Source organism: [Ruminococcus] lactaris ATCC 29176, from assembly GCF_025152405.1.
Classification (GTDB): Bacteria; Bacillota; Clostridia; order Lachnospirales; family Lachnospiraceae; genus Mediterraneibacter; species Mediterraneibacter lactaris.
Window position 1 is genome coordinate 420,659 of the sequence record NZ_CP102292.1, and the last position, 19,939, is coordinate 440,597.

General features: G+C 43.8%; 21 protein-coding genes and 1 tRNA gene. 19 read left to right on the forward strand and 3 right to left on the reverse strand.

Annotated features, from left to right (window positions below):
- Window positions 1–345 precede the first annotated feature (345 nt).
- From NQ541_RS02115 to trpS, 11 genes are all read left to right on the forward strand, one after another.
- A complete protein-coding gene (locus NQ541_RS02115) occupies window positions 346–1,188 on the forward strand; it encodes a Cof-type HAD-IIB family hydrolase (RefSeq protein WP_005613040.1) in 843 nt (280 codons plus the stop codon).
- Window positions 1,182–2,006: an undecaprenyl-diphosphate phosphatase gene (locus NQ541_RS02120; RefSeq protein WP_005613041.1), complete on the forward strand. Its 825-nt coding sequence runs from the start codon at window positions 1,182–1,184 to the stop codon at window positions 2,004–2,006. Before NQ541_RS02115 ends, NQ541_RS02120 begins: the two co-directional genes overlap by 7 nt.
- A gap of 132 nt (window positions 2,007–2,138) precedes the next feature.
- A complete protein-coding gene (locus NQ541_RS02125; protein WP_005613042.1) occupies window positions 2,139–2,987 on the forward strand; it encodes a transporter substrate-binding domain-containing protein in 849 nt (282 codons plus the stop codon).
- Between the two features lie 118 nt (window positions 2,988–3,105).
- Window positions 3,106–3,816 carry an amino acid ABC transporter permease gene (locus NQ541_RS02130; protein WP_005613044.1) on the forward strand — a complete coding sequence of 237 codons (711 nt, stop codon included), beginning with the start codon at window positions 3,106–3,108 and terminating at the stop codon, window positions 3,814–3,816.
- Window positions 3,800–4,630, forward strand: a complete 831-nt coding sequence (locus NQ541_RS02135) for an amino acid ABC transporter ATP-binding protein (protein ID WP_117687802.1) — start codon at window positions 3,800–3,802, stop codon at window positions 4,628–4,630. The genes NQ541_RS02130 and NQ541_RS02135 overlap by 17 nt, the downstream gene beginning before the upstream one ends.
- 345 nt (window positions 4,631–4,975) lie before the next feature.
- Complete coding sequence (gene mutY / locus NQ541_RS02140) at window positions 4,976–6,712, forward strand: A/G-specific adenine glycosylase (protein ID WP_005612045.1); 1,737 nt, start codon at window positions 4,976–4,978, stop codon at window positions 6,710–6,712.
- 208 nt (window positions 6,713–6,920) lie between these two features.
- Entirely contained in the window at window positions 6,921–7,538 is a 618-nt protein-coding gene (locus tag NQ541_RS02145; RefSeq protein ID WP_005612047.1) for a TetR/AcrR family transcriptional regulator, read from the forward strand.
- On the forward strand, window positions 7,538–8,458 hold the full coding sequence (locus NQ541_RS02150) for a diacylglycerol/lipid kinase family protein (RefSeq protein ID WP_005612050.1): 921 nt from the start codon (window positions 7,538–7,540) through the stop codon (window positions 8,456–8,458). The genes NQ541_RS02145 and NQ541_RS02150 overlap by 1 nt, the downstream gene beginning before the upstream one ends.
- A gap of 15 nt (window positions 8,459–8,473) precedes the next feature.
- Window positions 8,474–9,319, forward strand: a complete 846-nt coding sequence (locus tag NQ541_RS02155; RefSeq protein ID WP_023921941.1) for a glycerophosphodiester phosphodiesterase family protein — start codon at window positions 8,474–8,476, stop codon at window positions 9,317–9,319.
- A gap of 376 nt (window positions 9,320–9,695) precedes the next feature.
- Complete coding sequence (locus tag NQ541_RS02160) at window positions 9,696–10,379, forward strand: phosphatase PAP2 family protein (protein ID WP_044940958.1); 684 nt, start codon at window positions 9,696–9,698, stop codon at window positions 10,377–10,379.
- 119 nt (window positions 10,380–10,498) lie between these two features.
- Window positions 10,499–11,584, forward strand: a complete 1,086-nt coding sequence (trpS, locus tag NQ541_RS02165; protein WP_005612055.1) for a tryptophan--tRNA ligase — start codon at window positions 10,499–10,501, stop codon at window positions 11,582–11,584.
- A 142-nt stretch (window positions 11,585–11,726) separates the two neighbouring features.
- Here the strand turns inward: trpS and NQ541_RS02170 are convergent.
- Together NQ541_RS02170 and NQ541_RS02175 are read right to left on the reverse strand one after the other, a co-directional pair.
- Window positions 11,727–11,800 (reverse strand) — tRNA-Arg (locus tag NQ541_RS02170).
- Window positions 11,801–11,941: 141 nt separating this feature from the next.
- Entirely contained in the window at window positions 11,942–12,205 is a 264-nt protein-coding gene (locus NQ541_RS02175; RefSeq protein WP_005612056.1) for a hypothetical protein, read from the reverse strand.
- Window positions 12,206–12,426: 221 nt separating this feature from the next.
- Here NQ541_RS02175 and NQ541_RS02180 point away from each other — a divergent pair, with 221 nt between their 5' ends.
- The 5 genes from NQ541_RS02180 (at window position 12,427) to hflX (ending at window position 16,756) form a co-directional block, all read left to right on the forward strand.
- Window positions 12,427–12,858 (forward strand): hypothetical protein, encoded by a 432-nt coding sequence (locus NQ541_RS02180; RefSeq protein ID WP_005612057.1) that lies wholly within the window; start codon window positions 12,427–12,429, stop codon window positions 12,856–12,858.
- A gap of 29 nt (window positions 12,859–12,887) precedes the next feature.
- Window positions 12,888–13,931, forward strand: coding sequence for a PTS sugar transporter subunit IIC (locus NQ541_RS02185; RefSeq protein WP_005612058.1), 1,044 nt, complete (start codon window positions 12,888–12,890; stop codon window positions 13,929–13,931).
- 102 nt (window positions 13,932–14,033) lie between these two features.
- A complete protein-coding gene (locus NQ541_RS02190; protein ID WP_005612059.1) occupies window positions 14,034–14,807 on the forward strand; it encodes a GTP pyrophosphokinase in 774 nt (257 codons plus the stop codon).
- Between the two features lie 142 nt (window positions 14,808–14,949).
- Window positions 14,950–15,513, forward strand: coding sequence for a tetratricopeptide repeat protein (locus NQ541_RS02195; protein ID WP_005612065.1), 564 nt, complete (start codon window positions 14,950–14,952; stop codon window positions 15,511–15,513).
- Between the two features lies 1 nt (window position 15,514).
- Window positions 15,515–16,756: a GTPase HflX gene (gene hflX / locus NQ541_RS02200; protein ID WP_005612068.1), complete on the forward strand. Its 1,242-nt coding sequence runs from the start codon at window positions 15,515–15,517 to the stop codon at window positions 16,754–16,756.
- 54 nt (window positions 16,757–16,810) lie between these two features.
- Here the strand turns inward: hflX and ymfI are convergent, their stop codons facing one another.
- On the reverse strand, window positions 16,811–17,542 hold the full coding sequence (ymfI, locus tag NQ541_RS02205) for an elongation factor P 5-aminopentanone reductase (protein WP_005612071.1): 732 nt from the start codon (window positions 17,540–17,542) through the stop codon (window positions 16,811–16,813).
- Between the two features lie 344 nt (window positions 17,543–17,886).
- On the opposite strand from ymfI, the gene NQ541_RS02210 reads away from it, so the two are divergent.
- The 3 genes from NQ541_RS02210 (at window position 17,887) to NQ541_RS02220 (ending at window position 19,805) form a co-directional block, all read left to right on the forward strand.
- Window positions 17,887–18,705, forward strand: a complete 819-nt coding sequence (locus tag NQ541_RS02210) for a glucosaminidase domain-containing protein (protein ID WP_005612077.1) — start codon at window positions 17,887–17,889, stop codon at window positions 18,703–18,705.
- A gap of 116 nt (window positions 18,706–18,821) precedes the next feature.
- Entirely contained in the window at window positions 18,822–19,088 is a 267-nt protein-coding gene (locus tag NQ541_RS02215) for a PqqD family protein (RefSeq protein ID WP_005612083.1), read from the forward strand.
- Window positions 19,089–19,805 (forward strand): hypothetical protein, encoded by a 717-nt coding sequence (locus NQ541_RS02220; RefSeq protein ID WP_005612086.1) that lies wholly within the window; start codon window positions 19,089–19,091, stop codon window positions 19,803–19,805.
- The last annotated feature ends 134 nt before the right edge of the window (window positions 19,806–19,939 follow it).

A 19,939-nucleotide genomic window follows, 5' to 3' on the forward strand; every position in this document is an offset into this window, starting at 1 on the left:
ATGTCGGGGGCAAAAGCCCCCGACTTTGATGCCTACGGATTGCTCCGTGCTACGAACTCCCACAATCCTACCCAATATTCGCATATCGTGGGATTATCATCCCACTTTTATGCTCATATCGGGGCGGGTTCTAAGGTCTTTCACCCACCTATGAGCAAGCTCATGTGGGCTTAGACCTTTTGACCCTGGCATCATTTAATTTGTCGAGTACCTATTATACAATAAATTGCGTTATAAGGCAAACTCTGTTAGAATTATTTTAGAAATAATTTACAAGATATACTTAATATATTTAAAAGTTTCGTAATAAATAGAGTTATAATAAATCAGGAGGAGCAGAAAAGCATGCAAAAGATTAAGATGATCGGACTTGATCTGGATGGTACATTATTGAATGATAAAAAGGAGCTGACACCTTATACAAGGCAGGTGATGGAAGAGGCAATCCGTCAGGGCGTTACAGTTCTTGTTGCAACAGGACGCCCGTGGATGGGAGTGCCGGAGTTCCTGAAAAGTTTTCCGGGAATGGATTATGCACTGACATCGAATGGAGCAAGGATTGTCCGTACGCAGGATGGGAGCGTTCTTATGGAGCAGCTTCTGAGTCGGGATAAGGCGAAAAAGATATTGGAAATCTGTGCGAAATATGATACCCTACAAGAGGTATATTTTGATGGTCAGGGATATGCGGAGGCAGAAAAGATGCTTCATGTGGAACGGTATCATCATAATCCGAATATGTGGGAATATATAAGAACAACCCGTATTCCGACAGAGGATATTTTTGGTCTGGTCGATCGGGAATCCCGCAGTCTGGATAAAGTGCAGGCGTTGTTCGCTGATCTGGATGAACGGGCAAGGGCATGGAAAGAACTGGAGACACTGGAAGAAGTGGAGATTGTCGGTTCATTAAAATATAATATAGAAGTAAATGCAGCCGGAGTGAACAAGGGAAGCGGTCTGGTGGAACTGGGGAAGAGGCTCGGGATTGAAAGAGAAGAGATCATGGCGTTTGGTGATGGCGATAATGATGAGCCGATGCTGAGGGAAGCCGGTTTTGGAGTGGCGATGGCGAATGCCGAAGAGAAAGTAAAGGCAACGGCAGATTATATTACAGGAAGTAATGAAGAAGATGGAGTAGCGAAGGCAATCGAACGGTTTGTACTAGAAGGAGGAGAAGTATGTTAGAGGCATTAAAAGTAATTATTCTTGGTATTGTGCAGGGAATCACGGAGTGGCTCCCGATCAGCAGTACCGGGCATCTGATCCTGGTGGAAGAACTGATTAAGCTCCAGCAGAATGATGCATTCAAAAATATGTTCAATGTAGTGATCCAGTTTGGATCGATCATGGCAGTAGTGGTGATTTATTTCCATAAGCTGAATCCATTTTCACCAACGAAGACGCAGAAGCAAAAGATGATGACGATCCAGTTGTGGATCAAAGTGATTATCGGAACGCTCCCGGCAATGATCGTGGGACTGTTATTGAATGACTGGATAGAGGCAAAGATGAGCAATGCGTATGTGGTTGCATTTATGCTGATCCTGTATGGTATTTTATTCATTGTCATAGAGAATATTAATGCAAAAAGAGAACCGAGGGTGACGAAGCTGTCCCAGTTGTCTGTTCCGACAGTTCTTCTGATCGGAGTCTTCCAGATGATGGCGATGATCCCCGGAACATCCCGGTCAGGAGCAACGATCGTAGGTGCTTTGGCACTGGGAGTATCCCGTGGAGTAGCAGCAGAATTTACATTCTTCCTTGCAATTCCGGTTATGTTCGGTGCAAGTGCATTGAAGTTATTCAAGTTTGGACTCGCATTTACACCAATGCAGGTGTTTTTATTGCTGCTTGGAATGCTTGTATCGTTTGGAGTATCGATTATTGCAATCAAGTTCCTGATGAAGTATATCAGAAACAATGATTTCAAAGTATTTGGATATTACCGGATCGTACTTGGAATCATCGTATTCCTTTACTTTGGAATTTCAGCATTACTGTAATACATAAAAGTAGATCAGAGAACAGAAAATGTAGGGCGATTTACTTGCATTATGTGAAAAGTATGTTAAAATTATTAAGATAATCTGTATGTTTATGCAGAAAAATAATGGATAAATCAGGAGGAAAGAGACATGAAAAAATTTTTAGCAGTATGTCTGTCAGCAGCACTTGCCGCCAGTATGCTGGTTGGATGCGGTGGAAACAATGAAAAAGTGACTGCAAAAGTAATCGATATCGACCTTACGAATGAAGAGTATGCATTTGGTGTTGATAAAGAGCAGCCGGAACTTCTTGACGAAGTGAATGATTTTATTGCATCAATCAAAGAGGACGGTACACTGGATGAGATCTGCAATAAGTATTTCTCAGATGGAGAGCCGGAGGCAGTAAAGTCAGCAAAGCTTGATACCACAAAGGATCAGCTCGTTGTTGCAACAAATGCAGCATTTGAGCCTTTCGAGTATACAAAGGGTGAAGATTATTATGGAATCGATATGGAGATCGCATCCCTTCTTGCAGAGAAGCTTGGAAAAGAACTTGTAATCGAGAATATGGATTTTGATGCAGTATGTCTGTCTGTAAGCCAGCAGAAGTGTGATATTGCAATGGCAGGTCTGACGATCAATGAAGAGAGAGAAAAGTATGTAACCTTTACAGATTCTTACTATTCAGCATCCCAGCGTCTGATCGTACCAAGCAACGATACAGCATTCGATGACTGCAAGAGTGCAGATGATGTGGCAGCGAAACTTGCAGAACTGAAAGAGTCTGATAAGATCGGTGTTCAGCAGGGAACAACAGGACAGTATTATGTTGAAGGAAGCGAAGAATGGGATTTCCCGGGACTTCCGGCAAAATGCGTAACTTATAAGAGTGGTTCTCTGGCAGTACAGGATATGCTCAATGGAAATATCAATTATGTTATCATTGATGCCGCTCCTGCATCTGCAATCACAACAGCAATCAACGAGGTTCAGTAGGATCAGGGAAACGGGACAGTGATCTGCCACAGTGCAGTACTGTTGAAGGAAAGAGAAGAGAAAGGGAAATGCAGGCAACGTATGCTGCGGCATTTTCCTTTTTTAAGAAAGGAAACTTATGGGCAATTTCAGTCAGAAAGTAGATAAATTTATAGAAATTTTTCTGGATCAGAACGGCTATGTAAAAGTACTGCAGGGTTTGCAGAATACATTGATGATCGCAATCTGCGGTCTCATTATCGGTATTGTGATCGGAACTCTGATCGCAACAGTAAGGGTGATCCCGAAATACAAGACACTGCCAAAGGTGCTGAATCATATCTGCAGTTTTTATGTGGCACTCTTCAGAGGAACACCTATGGTAGTACAGCTACTGGTATTTTATTATGTATTGCTTCCGATCATTGGAGTAAAAATTACCGGTGTGCAGGTCGCAATGGTTGTATTTGGTCTGAACAGCGGAGCTTATATTTCAGAGATCATGCGAAGTGGTATTCAGTCAGTAGATCCGGGACAGATGGAGGCAGGACGTGCCGTGGGTCTGAGCTTTGGGACAAGTATGACAAAGATCGTGATTCCACAGGCTGTCAAGAATATTCTTCCGACACTTGGAAATGAGTTTATTTCGCTTGTAAAAGAGACTTCTGTTGTCAGTTTCGTCGGAGCAGCAGATCTTTATGTTGCGTTTAATTATATCGGAAGTAACAGTTATGAATTTATGGTACCTTATCTTGTGATGGCATTGATCTATATCGCACTTGTACTGATCATAACGCTGCTTGTAAAAATCTTGGAAAGGAGCCTGAAGAAGAGTGATAGACGTAATTAATCTTAGAAAAAGCTTCGGGGACAAAGAGATCCTGAAGGGAATTAATGTCACGATCAACAAAGGTGATATCGTTGCTGTACTCGGACCATCCGGCTCCGGTAAGAGTACTTTCCTGCGGTGCTTAAACTGTATGGAAGATCCGACAGGCGGAAATATCATTTTTAACGGTGTTGATATTGCAGATATGAAAGTAGATATTAATGTTCATCGCCGCCATATGGGAATGGTATTCCAGCATTTCAATCTTTTTAACAATAAGACGGTTCTGCAGAATGTGATGATGGCACCGGAATATCTGCAGTGCAGGGATCTGAAGAAAGCAAAAAGAGCGAACCGCAGGATTCAGTTCAAAAATGTTTTCAGAGGAAAAGATAAGAAAGAAGCTCTTGTTCCGATCACTACGACAAAGGAACAGATCAAAAAAGAAGTCAGGGGAAATGCCATGAAGCTTCTTACCAGGATCGGACTGGAGGATAAGGCAGATGTCTATCCGTCCACTTTATCAGGCGGTCAGAAGCAGAGAGTTGCGATCATCCGCTCTCTTGCGATGAATCCGGATGTGATCCTTTTTGACGAGCCGACTTCAGCACTTGATCCGGAGATGGTCGGAGAAGTTCTGGAACTGATGAAAGAGCTGGCACAGGAAGGCATGACGATGGTGGTTGTAACCCATGAGATGGGGTTTGCGAGAGAAGTGGCATCGAGGGTCCTTTTCATGGATGACGGTCAGATTAAAGAAGAAGCCGGTCCGCAGGAGTTTTTTGAACATCCAAAGGATGCACGACTGAAGGAATTTCTTTCAAAAATTTTATGATGCCAGGGTCAAAAGGTCTAAGCCCACATGAGCTTGCTCATAGGTGGGTGAAAGACCTTAGGACCCGCCCCGATATGAGCATAAAAGTGGGATGATAATCCCACGATATGCGAAGATTGGGTAGGATTGTGGGAGTGCGTAGCACGGAGCAATCCGTAGGCATCAAAGTCGGGGGCTTTTGCCCCCCCGACATCATTTTATAGAAAATGATAAAATATCTGTTCTGTGATATAATACGGAGCAGATATTTTTTGTTGCCAGACATATAATGGAAAGTGCCAAAGTTTTGAGCTGCCGGGCATACGAAAAAATTCAAAGGATCTTTTTCAGTAAGAGGAGAATAAAATGAAATACGAACGGATAGAAAAAGCTGTCTTTCTTGAGCGGGAAAACCGGTTTGTTGCTTATGTGGAGCTGGAAGGAAAAAGAGAAAAAGTTCATGTGAAAAATACAGGCCGGTGTGAAGAACTGCTGATTCCCGGGGCAGAAGTATATTTGCAGAAAAGTGAAAATGAAAAGCGTGCCACCCTGTGGGATCTGATCGCGGTGAAAAAAGGAGAAAGGCTGGTCAATCTGGATTCACAGATTCCGAACAGGTGCGTGGAAGAATGGCTGCAAACCGGCAATCTGTTCAAAGAAATCCAGTGTATCCGTCCGGAGATAACCTATGGAGATTCAAGATTAGATCTTTATGCAGAGGGGGAGGGGAAAAAAGCTTTTATAGAAGTGAAAGGGGTGACACTGGAAGAAGACGGAGTCTGTCTGTTTCCGGATGCACCGAGTGAGAGAGCCGTCAGGCATATAGAAGAACTGATCAAAGCAAAAAAAGAAGGCTATGAGGCAATCCTCTTTTTCGTGATCCAGATGAAGGAAGTTCGTTATTTTACTCCAAATCAAAAGACACAGCCGGAGTTTGCAGAGGCATTGAAAAGAGCAAAGGCGGCCGGTGTGAAGATCTTGGCGTACGACTGTGAAGTCAGTAAAGATGAGATCAGGATCTGTGATCCGGTGGATGTAGTGCTGGAGAGTCCGCAAATGAAAGAAACGGTACCGCTGATCGTGGAATGGTACAGGAAAAACCGCAGAGATCTGCCGTGGAGAAAAAATATCAATGCGTACCGGGTGTGGATCTCGGAGATCATGCTTCAGCAGACCAGGGTGGAGGCAGTAAAGCCTTATTATGAAAGATTCCTTTCAGAACTGCCAGATATAGAAACACTGGCAAATGTGGAAGAGGATAAGCTGCTCAAGCTCTGGGAAGGGCTGGGATATTATAACCGGGCAAGAAATCTGAAGCTTGCTGCACAACAGATCATGGAACAGTATGGCGGAAAATTTCCTGAAACTTATGAGAAAATCCGGGAACTGAAAGGGATTGGCAATTATACGGCAGGAGCGATCGGCTCTTTTGTCTATGATCTGCAAAAGCCTGCAGTAGATGGAAATGTATTCCGGGTTGTGTCCCGGATTCTGGAAGATGCGGATGATATTCTGAAAGCATCAACAAGGAAAAAAGTGGAAAGTTTACTGGAAGAGGTGATCCCAAAGGAATCACCGGGAGATTTTAATCAGGGACTGATCGAACTGGGGGCAATCGTATGTCTGCCGGGAGGAGAACCGAAGTGTGAGATCTGTCCGGTCAGTCATTTATGCCTTGCACACCGGGATGGATGTGAACTGGAGTATCCGGTAAAGAAAAAAGCAAAAGAAAGAAGAGTTGAAAAAAAGACGATCCTGAGATTCTGTGATAATGAAGAAGTGGCAATCCGGAAAAGACCGGATACAGGTCTGCTTGCCGGCTTATATGAATTTCCAAATGTAGAAGGACATCTGAAGCAGAAGGAAGTGATCGAATATGCCAAGTCACTGGGACTGACTCCGGTGCGGGTGAAAAAGCTCCCGGATGCAAAGCATATTTTCAGTCATGTAGAATGGCAGATGAAAGGATACGAAGTGATCGTGGATGAGCTGGAAAGAGAACTGGATCAGAAGATATGGAGTGAGCAGGTGATATTTGCAGAAAAAGAAGAGCTGGAAAAGAAGTATCCGATGCCATCTGCATTTGCAGCATATCAGTTATAAAGGCTTGCAGGAGAAATACCTGGGTGCAGTGTGTAAAAGCAATAGGTAAGGACAGTTTGCATGTAGAATACAGAGTATACTCGGTTTTCTTGAAACCAATCGGTATTTGTGCTATACTGAGTGCATCATAAGAAGAAATTCAAAGTAGAAGTTGAGGATAGTCGTAAACTGGAATTTCTTTTTAATCCATACAGGAGTGTAAATTTTAATGAGTGAAAAAGTAGAACTTTCCAGGCAGCAGCGTAAATCGCAGGAAACGAGAGAAAAGATCTTTCAGGCAGCAAAGAAAATCCTTCAGAAAAAAGGGTATGAAGAACTTTCTATTAAAAATATCTGTGAGGAGGCCGGAGTTTCCAATGGCAGCTTTTATCATCATTTCAAGACAAAAGATGATCTGCTGTCTTACTATATTGAGGAACAGCCGACGATCAACCCGGATCTGCTGGAAATCCCGGAGAATGCAGGTGGTGTAGAGCAGGGAATCATTCAGGTCTACATGAATTATGTGAAGTATTGCCGGGAACTGGGCGTGGAATTTATGTCGGGGTATTACGATACGAAGAACCAGGCATTGAATGCAGCAATCAGAACAGAGCGTCCCTATCCGATCGTGACAGTGCAGACGTATGTGGAGAAGGCGATCGAAGCAGGAGTGGTAAAGCTGAATGTCAGCATTGAAGAGTTTACGACCGATATCAGAATGATCGTGATCGGAAATGTATTTGAGTGGTGCCTGAGAAACGGAGAAGCTGATTTTGAAGGAAATATGAGCCGTTCGCTTGGAAAATATCTGGAAAGTACATTGTGCGAAGTGGAGAAAAATTGATGGACTACATTTTTATTGTAAATCCAAAATCAAGAACAGGACAGGGAGAGCTGCTGTGGAGTCAGCTTGAGCCGGAACTGAAAAAAAGGCGGGTCTCCTATGAAGTCAGAATGACCGGCAGAAAAAAAGATGCGGAAAGGATCGCAACTGAGATCACAGCAGATGAGGAAGAGCATACGATGATTGTGCTTGGCGGGGATGGTTCACTGAATGAAGTGATCAATGGAATTAAAAATCCGTCTAAAGTAACGCTTGGATATATTCCTACCGGATCGAGTAATGATTTTGCAAGAGGCATGGGGATCCCGAAAGATGCAAAAAAGGCACTGGAGTTGATCCTGAACTCGGAAAAGATTGAGAAACTGGATGTGGGAGAGCTGGTACTTGGTGGGAAAAGAAGACGATTCCTGGTCAGTGCGGGGATGGGATTTGATGCGGCAGTGTGCCATGAAGTGTGCATCTCAAAATGGAAGAAGATCTTAAACCGCTTAAAGCTTGGAAAGCTGAGTTATGCAGTGGTTGCACTCAACCGGCTGCTGAAGGATCAGCCGGTGAGGATGGAGATCCGGCTGGATGACGGAAGTGTGCATCGGTTTGAACGTGCATATTTTGCGGCATTTATGAATCAGAAATATGAAGGTGGCGGATTTAAATTCTGCCCGGAGGCATCTCCGTCTGACGGAAAGCTGGATATCATGGTGGCAGCAGATCTCTCCAAAAAGAAGATTCTGTGTCTGTTGCCGACGGCATTCTTTGGAAAGCATACAAAGTTCCGTGGCGTTACGATCCTTCAATGTCGCAGTGCAGAAGTTTCTACAGGCAGTACACTGCCGATACATACAGACGGTGAGCCGATCTTTTTAAGAAATGAAATGAAAGTACGGTTGATGGAAGAAAAAATAAGATTCATTACAGAATAAGGAGTAATGGTGGTTATGATGAAAGGGATCTTGATCGTTCTGTTGGTTTTACTTTTGGGAAATGTAATTCTGCTGTATTTGCTCGCACCGAGATTGTCGGGGAGACGCAGGGTACATCCCTTTTTTGGAGTGAAATGGGCTCATCGGGGGCTGCATGACATAAAAAAGGGAATCCCGGAAAATTCGATCCCGGCGTTTCAGGCGGCGATAGAAGCCGGCTATGGGATTGAGCTGGATGTGCATCTTACAAAAGATGGAAAGCTGGTTGTCTTTCATGATGATGATTTCAGAAGAATATGCGGAGAAAAAGGAAAAGTGGAAGAGACGGATTATGCCCGTATGAGAACTTACCGGTTAAGCAGAACCGGGGAAAAGATCCCGCTTCTTTCAGAAGTTCTTCGGCTGGTTGATGGAAAAGTTCCTCTTCTGATAGAAGTAAAGCTCCCGAGTGCAGATACAGAAGTCTGCCGGAGGCTGGATGAAGAACTGCAGGGATACAGAGGGAAATATATGGTCCAGTCTTTTAACAGTCTGGTGCTGCGGTGGATGAAAAAGCACAGAAATGAGATTCCCCGCGGACAGCTTTCTGAAAATCTTACCAGGAAGCCGGATACAACGCATTATGCATTAAGATTCTGCGTAAAATATTTACTGAGCAACTGTATGTGCAGACCGGATTTTATTTCTTATAAATGGGCAGACCGGAAAAATCCGGGATTTTTGGTAAATAAAAAGCTGTTTCATGCACCGGTGGCAGCGTGGACACTGCACGGTGAGAAAGATCTGAGGGCAGCAAAAAGATCTTTTGATATGTATATTTTTGAATTAAATGATGTCGGGGGCAAAAACCCCCGACTTTGATGCCTGCGGATTGCTCCGTGCTACACACTCCCACAATCCTACCCAATATTCGCATATCGTGGGATTATCATCCCACTTTTATGCTCATATCGGGGCGGGTCCTAAGGTCTTTCGCCAACCTATGAGCAAGCTCATGTGGGCTTAGACCTTTTGACCCTGGCATCATTAAATTAGAAGCAGAGGAATAAGTCGGTAACCGGATGTGGATAAAACCTAAGATTTCTGAAAGAAATGTTAAAAACTTATGAAGTTGGTTGAGGTTTAAAATAAATCGTGCTATAATCGGGCGTGTTACAAAGAAAGGATTCAGAAAAGAACAGTTGGGACAGAGTGGTTTGTTCGGAAGTCCACGCGGATGGCAGAGGGAGTGTCGTGTATGAAGTGGAGAGCAAAGGCAGGGGCATTTTTTAAAAAGTATAAGCATATGTGGGTATTTTTGTATGCGTTTATTTATATGCCGTGGTTTTTATTTTTGGAGAAGCATGTTACGACAAAGTATCATGTGATGCAGACGGCACTGGATGAAAGGATTCCTTTTATTGAGTACTTTATCGTACCGTATCTGATGTGGTTTGCGTTTATTGCTGTTGTATTTCTGTACTTTTTCTTTACGGATGTGCAAGGATTTTATAAGCTGGCAGCAATCTCATTTGCCGGGATGACGATTTTCCTGATTATCTGTACCTTTTTCCCGAACGGACAGGATCTCAGACCGGTGGTATTTGAACGGGAGAATATGTTTGTGGATGCGGTGAGGGTTCTCTACAGGACAGATACCTGTACCAATGTATTTCCGAGCCTGCATGTGTTTAATTCCTTATGTGCATGTATAGCGATCCATGAGAGTGAGAAAGTGAGAACGCATAAGGCAGTCTGCATTTCAGCGTATGTGCTGGCGGGACTGATCATACTTGCGACGATGTTTCTGAAGCAGCATTCAGTACTTGATGTCATAGGAGCAGCGGTGATGGCATTTGTTCTTTATCAGATCGTATATGCACCGGGAAAAAAGCGGGTGCCGGGATATATGAAGCGTGCCGTATTACAGGAGAATAAATAAATTTTCAGGCCAGGGTGTGGAATGTACCCTGGCTTTTTAGAAGAAATCTAGTAGAAAAGGAAGAATATTAGTGTTATAATTAAGAACAATACGAGAAAATCAGAAGGAGACGGAAGAATATGAAAAAGATTATGCTTACCGGTGATCGTCCGACAGGAAAGCTCCATGTGGGACATTATGTTGGATCGTTGAGGCGTCGGGTAGAGCTTCAGAATACGGGAGATTTTGATGATATATTTATTATGATCGCAGATGCACAGGCGTTGACGGATAATGCGGATAATCCGGAAAAGATCCGGCAGAATATTATAGAGGTAGCCTTGGATTACCTTGCATGCGGTCTGGATCCTGCAAAGTCAACTTTATTTATCCAGTCCCAGATACCGGAGTTATGTGAACTTTCATTTTATTATATGAACCTGGTGACAGTATCCAGACTTCAGCGGAATCCAACTGTCAAGTCAGAGATTCAGATGAGAAATTTTGAGGCAAGCATTCCGGTTGGATTCTTTACTTATCCGATCAGCCAGGCAGCAGATATCACAGCATTCAAGGCAACGACCGTTCCTGTCGGGGAAGATCAGATGCCGATGCTGGAGCAGACAAAAGAGATCGTACATAAGTTTAATTCTGTGTACGGTGAGACTCTGGTAGATCCGAAGATTCTGCTCCCGGAGAATGAAGCGTGCCTGCGTCTTCCGGGTATTGACGGAAAGGCAAAGATGAGCAAGTCCCTCGGAAACTGTATATATCTTTCAGAAGAGCCGGATGAGATCAAGAAAAAGGTATTCAGTATGTTTACTGATCCGAACCATATTCGTATTGAAGATCCGGGAAGTCTGGAGGGAAATACTGTATTTACTTATCTGGATGCATTCTGCAGACCGGAGTATTTCCCGGAATTTTTGCCGGAGTATAAGAATCTGGATGAATTAAAAGAGCATTATCAGCGTGGCGGACTGGGAGATATGAAAGTGAAGCGTTTCCTGAATAATGTACTTCAGGCTGAATTAGAGCCGATCCGTAACCGCAGAAAAGAGTGGCAGAAGGATATTCCGGCAGTTTATGAAATTCTGAAGACCGGAAGTGAGAAAGCAGAAGCAGTTGCTGCACAGACCTTGAAAGAAGTAAAGGCAGCCATGAAGATCAACTACTTTGAAGATCAGGCATTGATCGCATCTCAGATAGAGAAGTTTGCAAAATAAAAAAGCAGGCACAGACTTTGGTTTGTTGCTCGCATGAATGAGTCGGGGGCTTTTGCCCCCGACATCTTGTTATGTCTGTATCATTGCATCTGATGTCTGGATGGGCAACAAAAAAGAGATTGCAATCTGCAATCTCTTTTGACGTGCGATAGAAGATTCGAACTCCCGGCCTTCTGATCCGTAGTCAGACGCTCTATCCAGCTGAGCTAATCGCACATATCACTGTTCCTCAACAGCGAATTTAATTATATAGGATGAATTGAAAATTGTCAACACCCAAAATTAAAAAAATGAAAAAATTTAAAATCCTCATTGTTGGGGGCTTTTGCCCCCCAACATCTTATAATGATTCCGTAATTATTCCTCAATGATCTGAATTTCAAGATAATCAAAATCAATTTCATCAATGAAAGAATCCTGATAAAATCTGGCACGTGAATGGCGTTTAAATTCATTGATCGTAGAATCCAGCCACAGAGGTTTACTCAGATCAAATTCATAGCAGATTTCATCCAGGGCATGAAAAATTTTATGCGTACGGGTATCATCGGATTCATCACAAATGACGAGATCCTTTAACATTCGGTTATCTTTAAATTCTTTTCCCCATAAACGGAACATATGTCTACCTCTTTCATTTAAAAGTCCAAGATCAGCAAAGATCAGACTTAACAGTCACATTTCAGAAAGTTATCTCCGGTTATTCTATCATATTGAAGATAAAAATCCAATAAGACAGAAAAAAATCCCGATTGAAAAATCCCGTTGCCTGAGGGAATGGATTTTGTTATAGTAGATAAGGTAACAGAAAACAGACGGAAAAGTGAAATGGGGATAAAGAAATGATCAGAGAATGCAAAGCATCAGATTTGGAGACTTTAGAAGTATATTTAAAGGAAGAAGTATATGGAAAAGTAATTCTGTCACTGATAGAAAAAAATGGCTTTGAGCAGGCAGACCAGAGTGTTTACGGAGATTTTGAAGAAGGCGTATGCAAGGGGGTATATCTTTGCATTTATAAGAATCTGCTGGTTTACTGTAAGGAGAATCAGGTGGATATTGATTTCCTGGAGCAGATTGTTTCCATGCAGGTGCCGGAAGTGGTGGCAGGAAGACCGGATAATGTAAATGTTATAAGCTGGCTTCTGACAGATTACCGGCAGGAAAAGGCAGCTGCCATGCCGGAACTTCTGGATCAGGAGGGGCAGCCGCTGGAGTCCGACGAGGAATGCAGCGGAGCAGTTGAAAAAGGCTGGGGTATTCTGCTGAAATAGGTAAAAGGAAGTAAAATTGGAGAGAAGAAATGAAGAGAATATTTATTGATGGTCTGAGCGGTATGGCACAGGGCTTATTTGCAACGCTCATTATAGGAACGATCATACAGCAGATCGGCTTATTTGTGGGCGGTGATTATGGGAATCTGATCTATATGATCGGAAAAGTGGCTGCAGGCCTGACCGGAGCAGGAATTGGTGTCGGTGTGGCGAGAAAGCTGGAGGCACAGCAGTTAGTGACGGTTTCGGCTGCAGTAGCCGGAATGATCGGTGCATTTGCGTCAAAACTGCTGGCAGGACAACTGATCGTCGATGGCAATCTGGTGCTGGCAGGGCCGGGAGAGCCGCTGGGAGCGTTCATTGCTGCTTATCTTGCAATTGAAATTGGAATTTTAGTGACAGGAAAGACAAAACTGGATATTATTCTTACCCCATTGGTATGTATCGGTACGGGATCTGTAGTGGGACTGGTTGCAGGGCCGCCGATTTCAAAATTTATGGCATGGCTCGGGTCACTGATCAACTGGGGAACAGAACAGCAGCCGTTTCTGATGGGCATTGTAGTATCGGTTCTGATGGGAATCTTTCTGACACTGCCGATCAGTTCCGCAGCGATCGGGGTGATTCTGAATCTGTCGGGACTGGCAGCGGGAGCTGCGACAGTTGGCTGCTGCTGTAATATGATCGGATTTGCAGTCGCAAGTTATCGTGAAAATAAACTGGGTGGCTTTGTGGCACAGGGAATCGGAACGTCCATGCTTCAGATGCCGAATATCATACGGCATCCTCAGATATGGATTCCGCCGATCCTGTCAAGTGCGATCCTTGGGCCGGTCAGCACGATGCTGCTTCATATGACCAATAATGCTACGGGTTCAGGAATGGGAACAGCCGGACTGGTAGGGCCTTTGATGACATGGCAGGTCATGACGGCTTCAGAAGATCCAATGATCGTTCTGGTTAAAATGATTACAATCCAGTTTGTCCTTCCGGCTGTTGTGACACTTGGAATTTCAGAACTGATGAGAAAGAAAAAATGGATTCATCCGGGAGACATGAAACTGGAACTTTAAAATCCTTAAAAATATATAAAGGATATCAGCAATCGTGTGACACTGTGAAGAATCCATGGTATACTAAAGAAAGAAATAACAACCAAATAGGAGATGTCCACGATGAAAAGTGAACAACAGGTTGAAGCTGCAGTTAAGAGCTATGAGGATGTTGACAGTTGGAAGACCGTGATATTTTTATATAATGCGGCACTGAAAGAAGTCGGCACCAAGCTTGAGATCCTGAATGATGAATTTCAGCATGTGCATCAGTATAATCCCATTGAGCATATCAAGACCAGAATTAAGACACCGGAAAGTATCGTGAAGAAATTAAAGCGTTACGGTTATGAGACCTCGATCGAGAATATGGTCCGGTATATCAATGATATAGCAGGTGTCAGGCTGATCTGCTCTTTTACCTCCGATATATACCGGCTGGCAGAGATGATCGGGAATCAGAGTGACCTGAAAGTATTATCAATTAAAGATTATATCAAGAATCCGAAAGAAAGCGGATACAAGAGTTATCATATGCTGGTTTCCGTACCAATCTTTCTTTCAGACAGTGTGGTAGATACGAAGGTCGAGATTCAGATCCGTACGATCGCCATGGATTTCTGGGCAAGCCTGGAGCATAAGATTTATTATAAGTTCGAGGGAAATGCACCGGATTACATAAGCCGTGATTTAAGAGAGTGTGCGAAGATGGTTTCAGAGCTGGATGAGAAGATGCTTCAGTTGAATGAAGCAATCCAGGAGTGCATTTTAAAAGAATCAGATCGGGAACGGCTGGAAGGAGTCTGCCGGGATGTAATCGGAAGCAGAGAAGAACAGAAGCTGATGTCAGCGGAGTCTGCAGCAGAAGACCCTAAAAAAGAAGATCAAAAAGGCTGAAAAAGTCAGCAGAAAAGATTAGTGCTTTATAAAAGCCGAAATAAAAACTGAATAAGGAGAGAAACCGGATAGGGGAAGATGATTTGCTCAGGTACATTTCCTGTATCCGGTTTTTTGTTTAATTTTAACGGGAGAGCAGAAAATGAAAAAGAAGAGAATGGTATTAGTGATGGCTGTCAGTGCAATGTGCATGATGGCAGGATGCGGAAATACAGTAAAAGATGGAACAGAGGCATTGGAGCAGGGAGATTATGATACTGCGATCGCTTCTTTTGAAGAGGCAGCAGGAAGTGATGATAAAGAAGAAGCAGCAGAAGGATATTGTGGACTTGGAATGACATACTATGAGCAGAAGCAGTATGATCAGGCACTGGAGATGCTGGAAAAGGCTTTTGATAATGGGACAGTAAAGACGGCAGAGCTGTGTAATCTTGCCGGAACGTCAGCTCTTTGCAAGGAGGATTATGCAAAAGCCCTGGAGTATATCCAGGAGGGAATCGCACTGGCAGAAGAAAAGCAGGGAAATAAGAAGCAGGAAGATAAGAAGCAGGAGACGTTGCTTCAGGAGATGAAATATAATGAGATCATCTGTCTGGAAAAGACCGCAGACTGGGAAATGGCAAAAGAAAAAATGTCAGAATATCAGGCGGCTTATCCAGAGGATGAATCAGTAGCGAAAGAAGCAGAATTTTTGCAGACGAGGTAAAATGCAGATGTATAATATGGATGATATCAGAGAACGCGTCATCCTGGTGGGCGTGGATACAGAAGGCGGTGAGACTGCAGAACGGTCATTGGATGAACTGGCAGAGCTTGCGGCTACAGCAGGGGCTGAGGTGACTGGCAGACTGATCCAGACCAGGGAGTGCGTACACCCGGCAACCTATATCGGGCGTGGAAAACTGATCGAATTAAAAGAACTGTTGTGGGAAACTGAGGCAACAGGGATCATCTGTGATGATGAACTGAGCAGTACCCAGCTTGGCAATCTGGAAGAAGAACTGGATTGCAAAGTACTGGACAGAACGCTTCTGATCCTGGATATTTTTGCCGCAAGAGCTGTATCGGGAGAGGGAAAGATCCAGGTAGAACTGGCTCAGCTCAGATACCGGGCATCCCGTCTGTCGGGACTGGGAAGATCACTGTCAAGACTGGGCGGCGGAATCGGTACAAGAGGTCCGGGAGAAAAAAAGCTGGAAATGGATCGCCGTCTTATCCGGGAGCGGATCAGTCGTCTGAAAAAAGAACTGGCAGATGTGGAGCGGCACAGAGAATTGCTCCGCAGTCAGCGGAATCAGTCAGGAATGAAAGTGGCAGCACTGGTAGGATATACGTCAGCAGGAAAAAGCAGTATTGAAAATGCGTTGACAAATGCAGGGATTTTAGAAGATGCCATGCTTTTTTCTACGCTGGATACAACGACAAGAGCTTTGCAGCTTGACGGTACGCAGGAGATTCTTCTGACGGACACGGTCGGATTTATCAGAAAGCTCCCACATCATCTTATAGAAGCTTTTAAAAGTACACTGGAAGAGGCAAAATATGCCGATATCATTATCCACGTTGTAGATGTATCGAATCCGAGGATGGACGAGCAGATGTATGTGGTCTATGATACATTACGTCAGATGGGAGCGGAAGGAAAACCGGTGATCACACTGTTCAATAAGCAGGATCGGCTGGAAAAAGAAGAAAGTCATAAAGATTTTCAGGCAGATTACTCGATTGCCACATCGGCTAAGACCGGACAGGGGCTGGACAAACTGAAGGCAGCATTGCTGGAGATCATCCGACGGGATCAGATCTATGTGGAACGTCTGTATCCTTTTGCAGATGCCGGTAAGATACAGATGATCCGGAGCAAAGGACAGCTTCTGTCAGAAGAGTATCTGCCGGAAGGGATTCAGATCAAAGCGTATGTTCCGCAGGATGTTTACGGGAAACTTTAAATGAAATACATTTTGTAAAAATGACCGGAGCGGTGAAAATGAATGACAGCTTTATCAGATAAAGCCGCCATCCATTCCGATGATCTGCCCGGTCATATAGGACGGGGAACTGCAAAGGAGCAGAACCAGTTCAGCGACTTCTTCCGGGGATGAAAATCTGCCGGAAGGGATTTCCTCTGCAAGGGCGGCACGTTCTTCTTCGTTCAGCCGTGCATTCATTTCCGTATCAATGACACCGCAGGCGATGGCATTGACCTGGATATTACTGGGAGCAAGTTCTTTGGCAAGAGCCTTTGTCAGACCATGAATGCCGGATTTGGTTGCGGAATAGGCAGCTTCGCAGGAAGCACCGGCAGTTCCCCACATGGAAGAAATGTTGATGATCCGTCCACATTTCACAGAGACCATATGTGGAATGGCGGCACGGCAGCAATAGAAGACGGAAGAAAGATTCGTCTGAAGAAGAGAAGACCAGTCTTCGTCTGTCATATCGGTAAGCAGACCAAACCAGGCAATGCCGGCGTTATTGACCAGAATGTCGATACCGCCGGTTTCTTTTTCAATCTGACAGAACATAGATTTTACCTGGGACGGATCACCGACATCTCCGGGAAGAAGGGTACAGGTACCGCCACAGGAAAGAATCTCATCCTGTAAAGAATGAAGAAGGGCGATATTTTGACGGCAGTTGATAAATACATGATATCCGGCTTTTGCAAAAGCAATCGCACAGGCTCTTCCGATACCGCGGGAAGAACCAGTTACCAATACAGATTTTTTATTCATAATAATTTGTCACCTCATATATAAAGATGTCAGGGTCAAAAGCCCCCGACTTTGATGCCTACGGATTGCTCCGTGCTACGCACTCCAACAATCCTACCCAATCTTCGCATATCGTGGGATTATCATCCCACTTTTATGCTCATATCGGGGCGGGTCCTAAGGTCTTTCACCCACCTATGAGCAAGCTCATGTGGGCTTAGAACTTTTGACCCTGGCATCATATAAAATAGTAGTCAGTTTTCAGTTGCAGGCGTATGACAAAAGATCCATCCGATCTTTTTTAGTATAGACTCAGTATAGCATGAATAAGCTGTGAGAGGGAATGAAAATAGTGGAGCAGAAATATGGAAAATAGAAAAAGAGAACGGATCATAGAAGCCGGAATGGCATTGCTGCTTGTCATAACGCTTCTGGCAGCAGGACAGTCAGGAAAGATTCCGGTTGTGAAGAGTCAGGAGATACAGGTTCAGGCTGATTCAGGGAAAGAGAACGAAAGTAAAGAAAAAGGAAATACGGAGAATACAGATTCGGAGACAACGGGTACAGAGAAAAATTCCGGGGATACCGGGAAAAATGAAAGTGGATCTGATATGGAAAGCGTTGCAGTGGCTGCTTCTGCTGCCCAATATCCCATTATGGGAAAAAGCGATGTATCCGTACAGGAAATGGTCGATTATTTTAACAGATCAGGACGAACTTATCCGGCTGCAGCACTGGCAGCAGGAGGGGCGGATTCTATCGAGACATTTTGCCAGATTTATTATGAAGAGGCAACTGCAGAAGGAGTCCGACCGGAAGTTGCCTATGTACAGGCAATGAAAGAAACCGGTTTTCTTCAATATGGAGGAGATGCATCCATTGAACAGTATAATTTCGCAGGGATCGGAACAACCGGAAATGGAGTGCCGGGAAATTCATATGCGGATGTGCGGACAGGAATACTGGCACAGGTTCAGCATCTGAAAGCATATGCAACAACGGAACCATTGAATGAAGCGTGTGTAGATGAGCGGTATGAATATGTAAAGAAAGCGGCAGCTCCGTATGTACAGTGGCTGGGGCAGCAGGAAAATCCACAGGGAACAGGCTGGGCGACTGGAAAGAATTACGGATATGATATCGTGGAAATGATAAAGAAAATGAGGGAGGGCAGTGAAACCTGATGCACTGCTCTCTTTTTTTAAAGAGTCACTTATACTGCGACGGGACGATTCACTTCAGTTTGTTGCTTTTATAAACAAAAAATTATATACTAAAAGAAAAATTGGGAGATCAGGGAATGAAAATTAAAGAAGGATATATTTTAGATGAAATAGGAGATCAGAAAGTAGCAATTTCTCTGAAATGCGGGGAAAATGACTTTTCGGAGATGATTAAATTAAATGAGATAGGTGCATTTCTTTGGGAGAAGCTGTCAGAAGAAATTGAGGAAGAAAAACTGGTGGAAGCGGTGACAGAGGCTTATGATATTGACAGTGCAACAGCACGAAAAGATATAAGAAGTTTTACAGAAACCCTTGAAAAAAATGGTATTTTGGAACGGTGAATGATGGAAAAAAGAAAAAGATATCGGATTGCAGATGCGGAAATTGAAATTGCATTTACAGAAAATTATACAGAAATAATATGCCGGGATTATGAAGTGAAGGCAGAGGGCAAACCAGATTTTGTAATTGAAGTTACAGACGAGGAAGTTGAAAGAGAAAAAAAGAAAAGTGAACCGGGGGCATCAAAAGGAATTATTGAGTCATTGGCAATTTACAGAAAATTGTGTGAAAAAATACTGGACAGAAATTGTGTCCTGTTTCATTGCTCTGCTGTTGCTGTGGATGGAAAAGCATACTTGTTTACGGCTGCAAGCGGAACAGGAAAATCCACGCATACAAGGATGTGGAGACAGCATTTCGGCGGCAGGGCAGTGATGGTTAATGACGATAAACCGATTCTTCGGATAAAAGATGATGGAATTTATGTATGTGGAACTCCGTGGTGCGGGAAGCATGGATTGCAGACAAACGTGGAAGTGCCGGTGCAGGGGATCTGTATTTTGAGAAGAGGAGAAGAAAATATGATCAGAAAAATTTCTGCAATAGATGGATATCCGGATCTGTATAAGCAGACTTACCGTCCCGGTGAAAAGGACAAGATGTTAAAGACACTTTCGATGATTAAACAGATGGCAGAAAGACTTCCGCTATATGAGATGCATTGTACGATATCGGAGGAGGCAGCAGTTATGGCATGGGAGAGGATGAAGCCGTAAGAACGACCTGTAATGAAATAAAATGATGTCGGGGTCAAAAGCCCCCGACTTTGATGCCTACGGATTGCTCCGTGCTACGCACTCCCACAATCCTACCCAATATTCGCATATCGTGGGATTATCATCCCACTTTT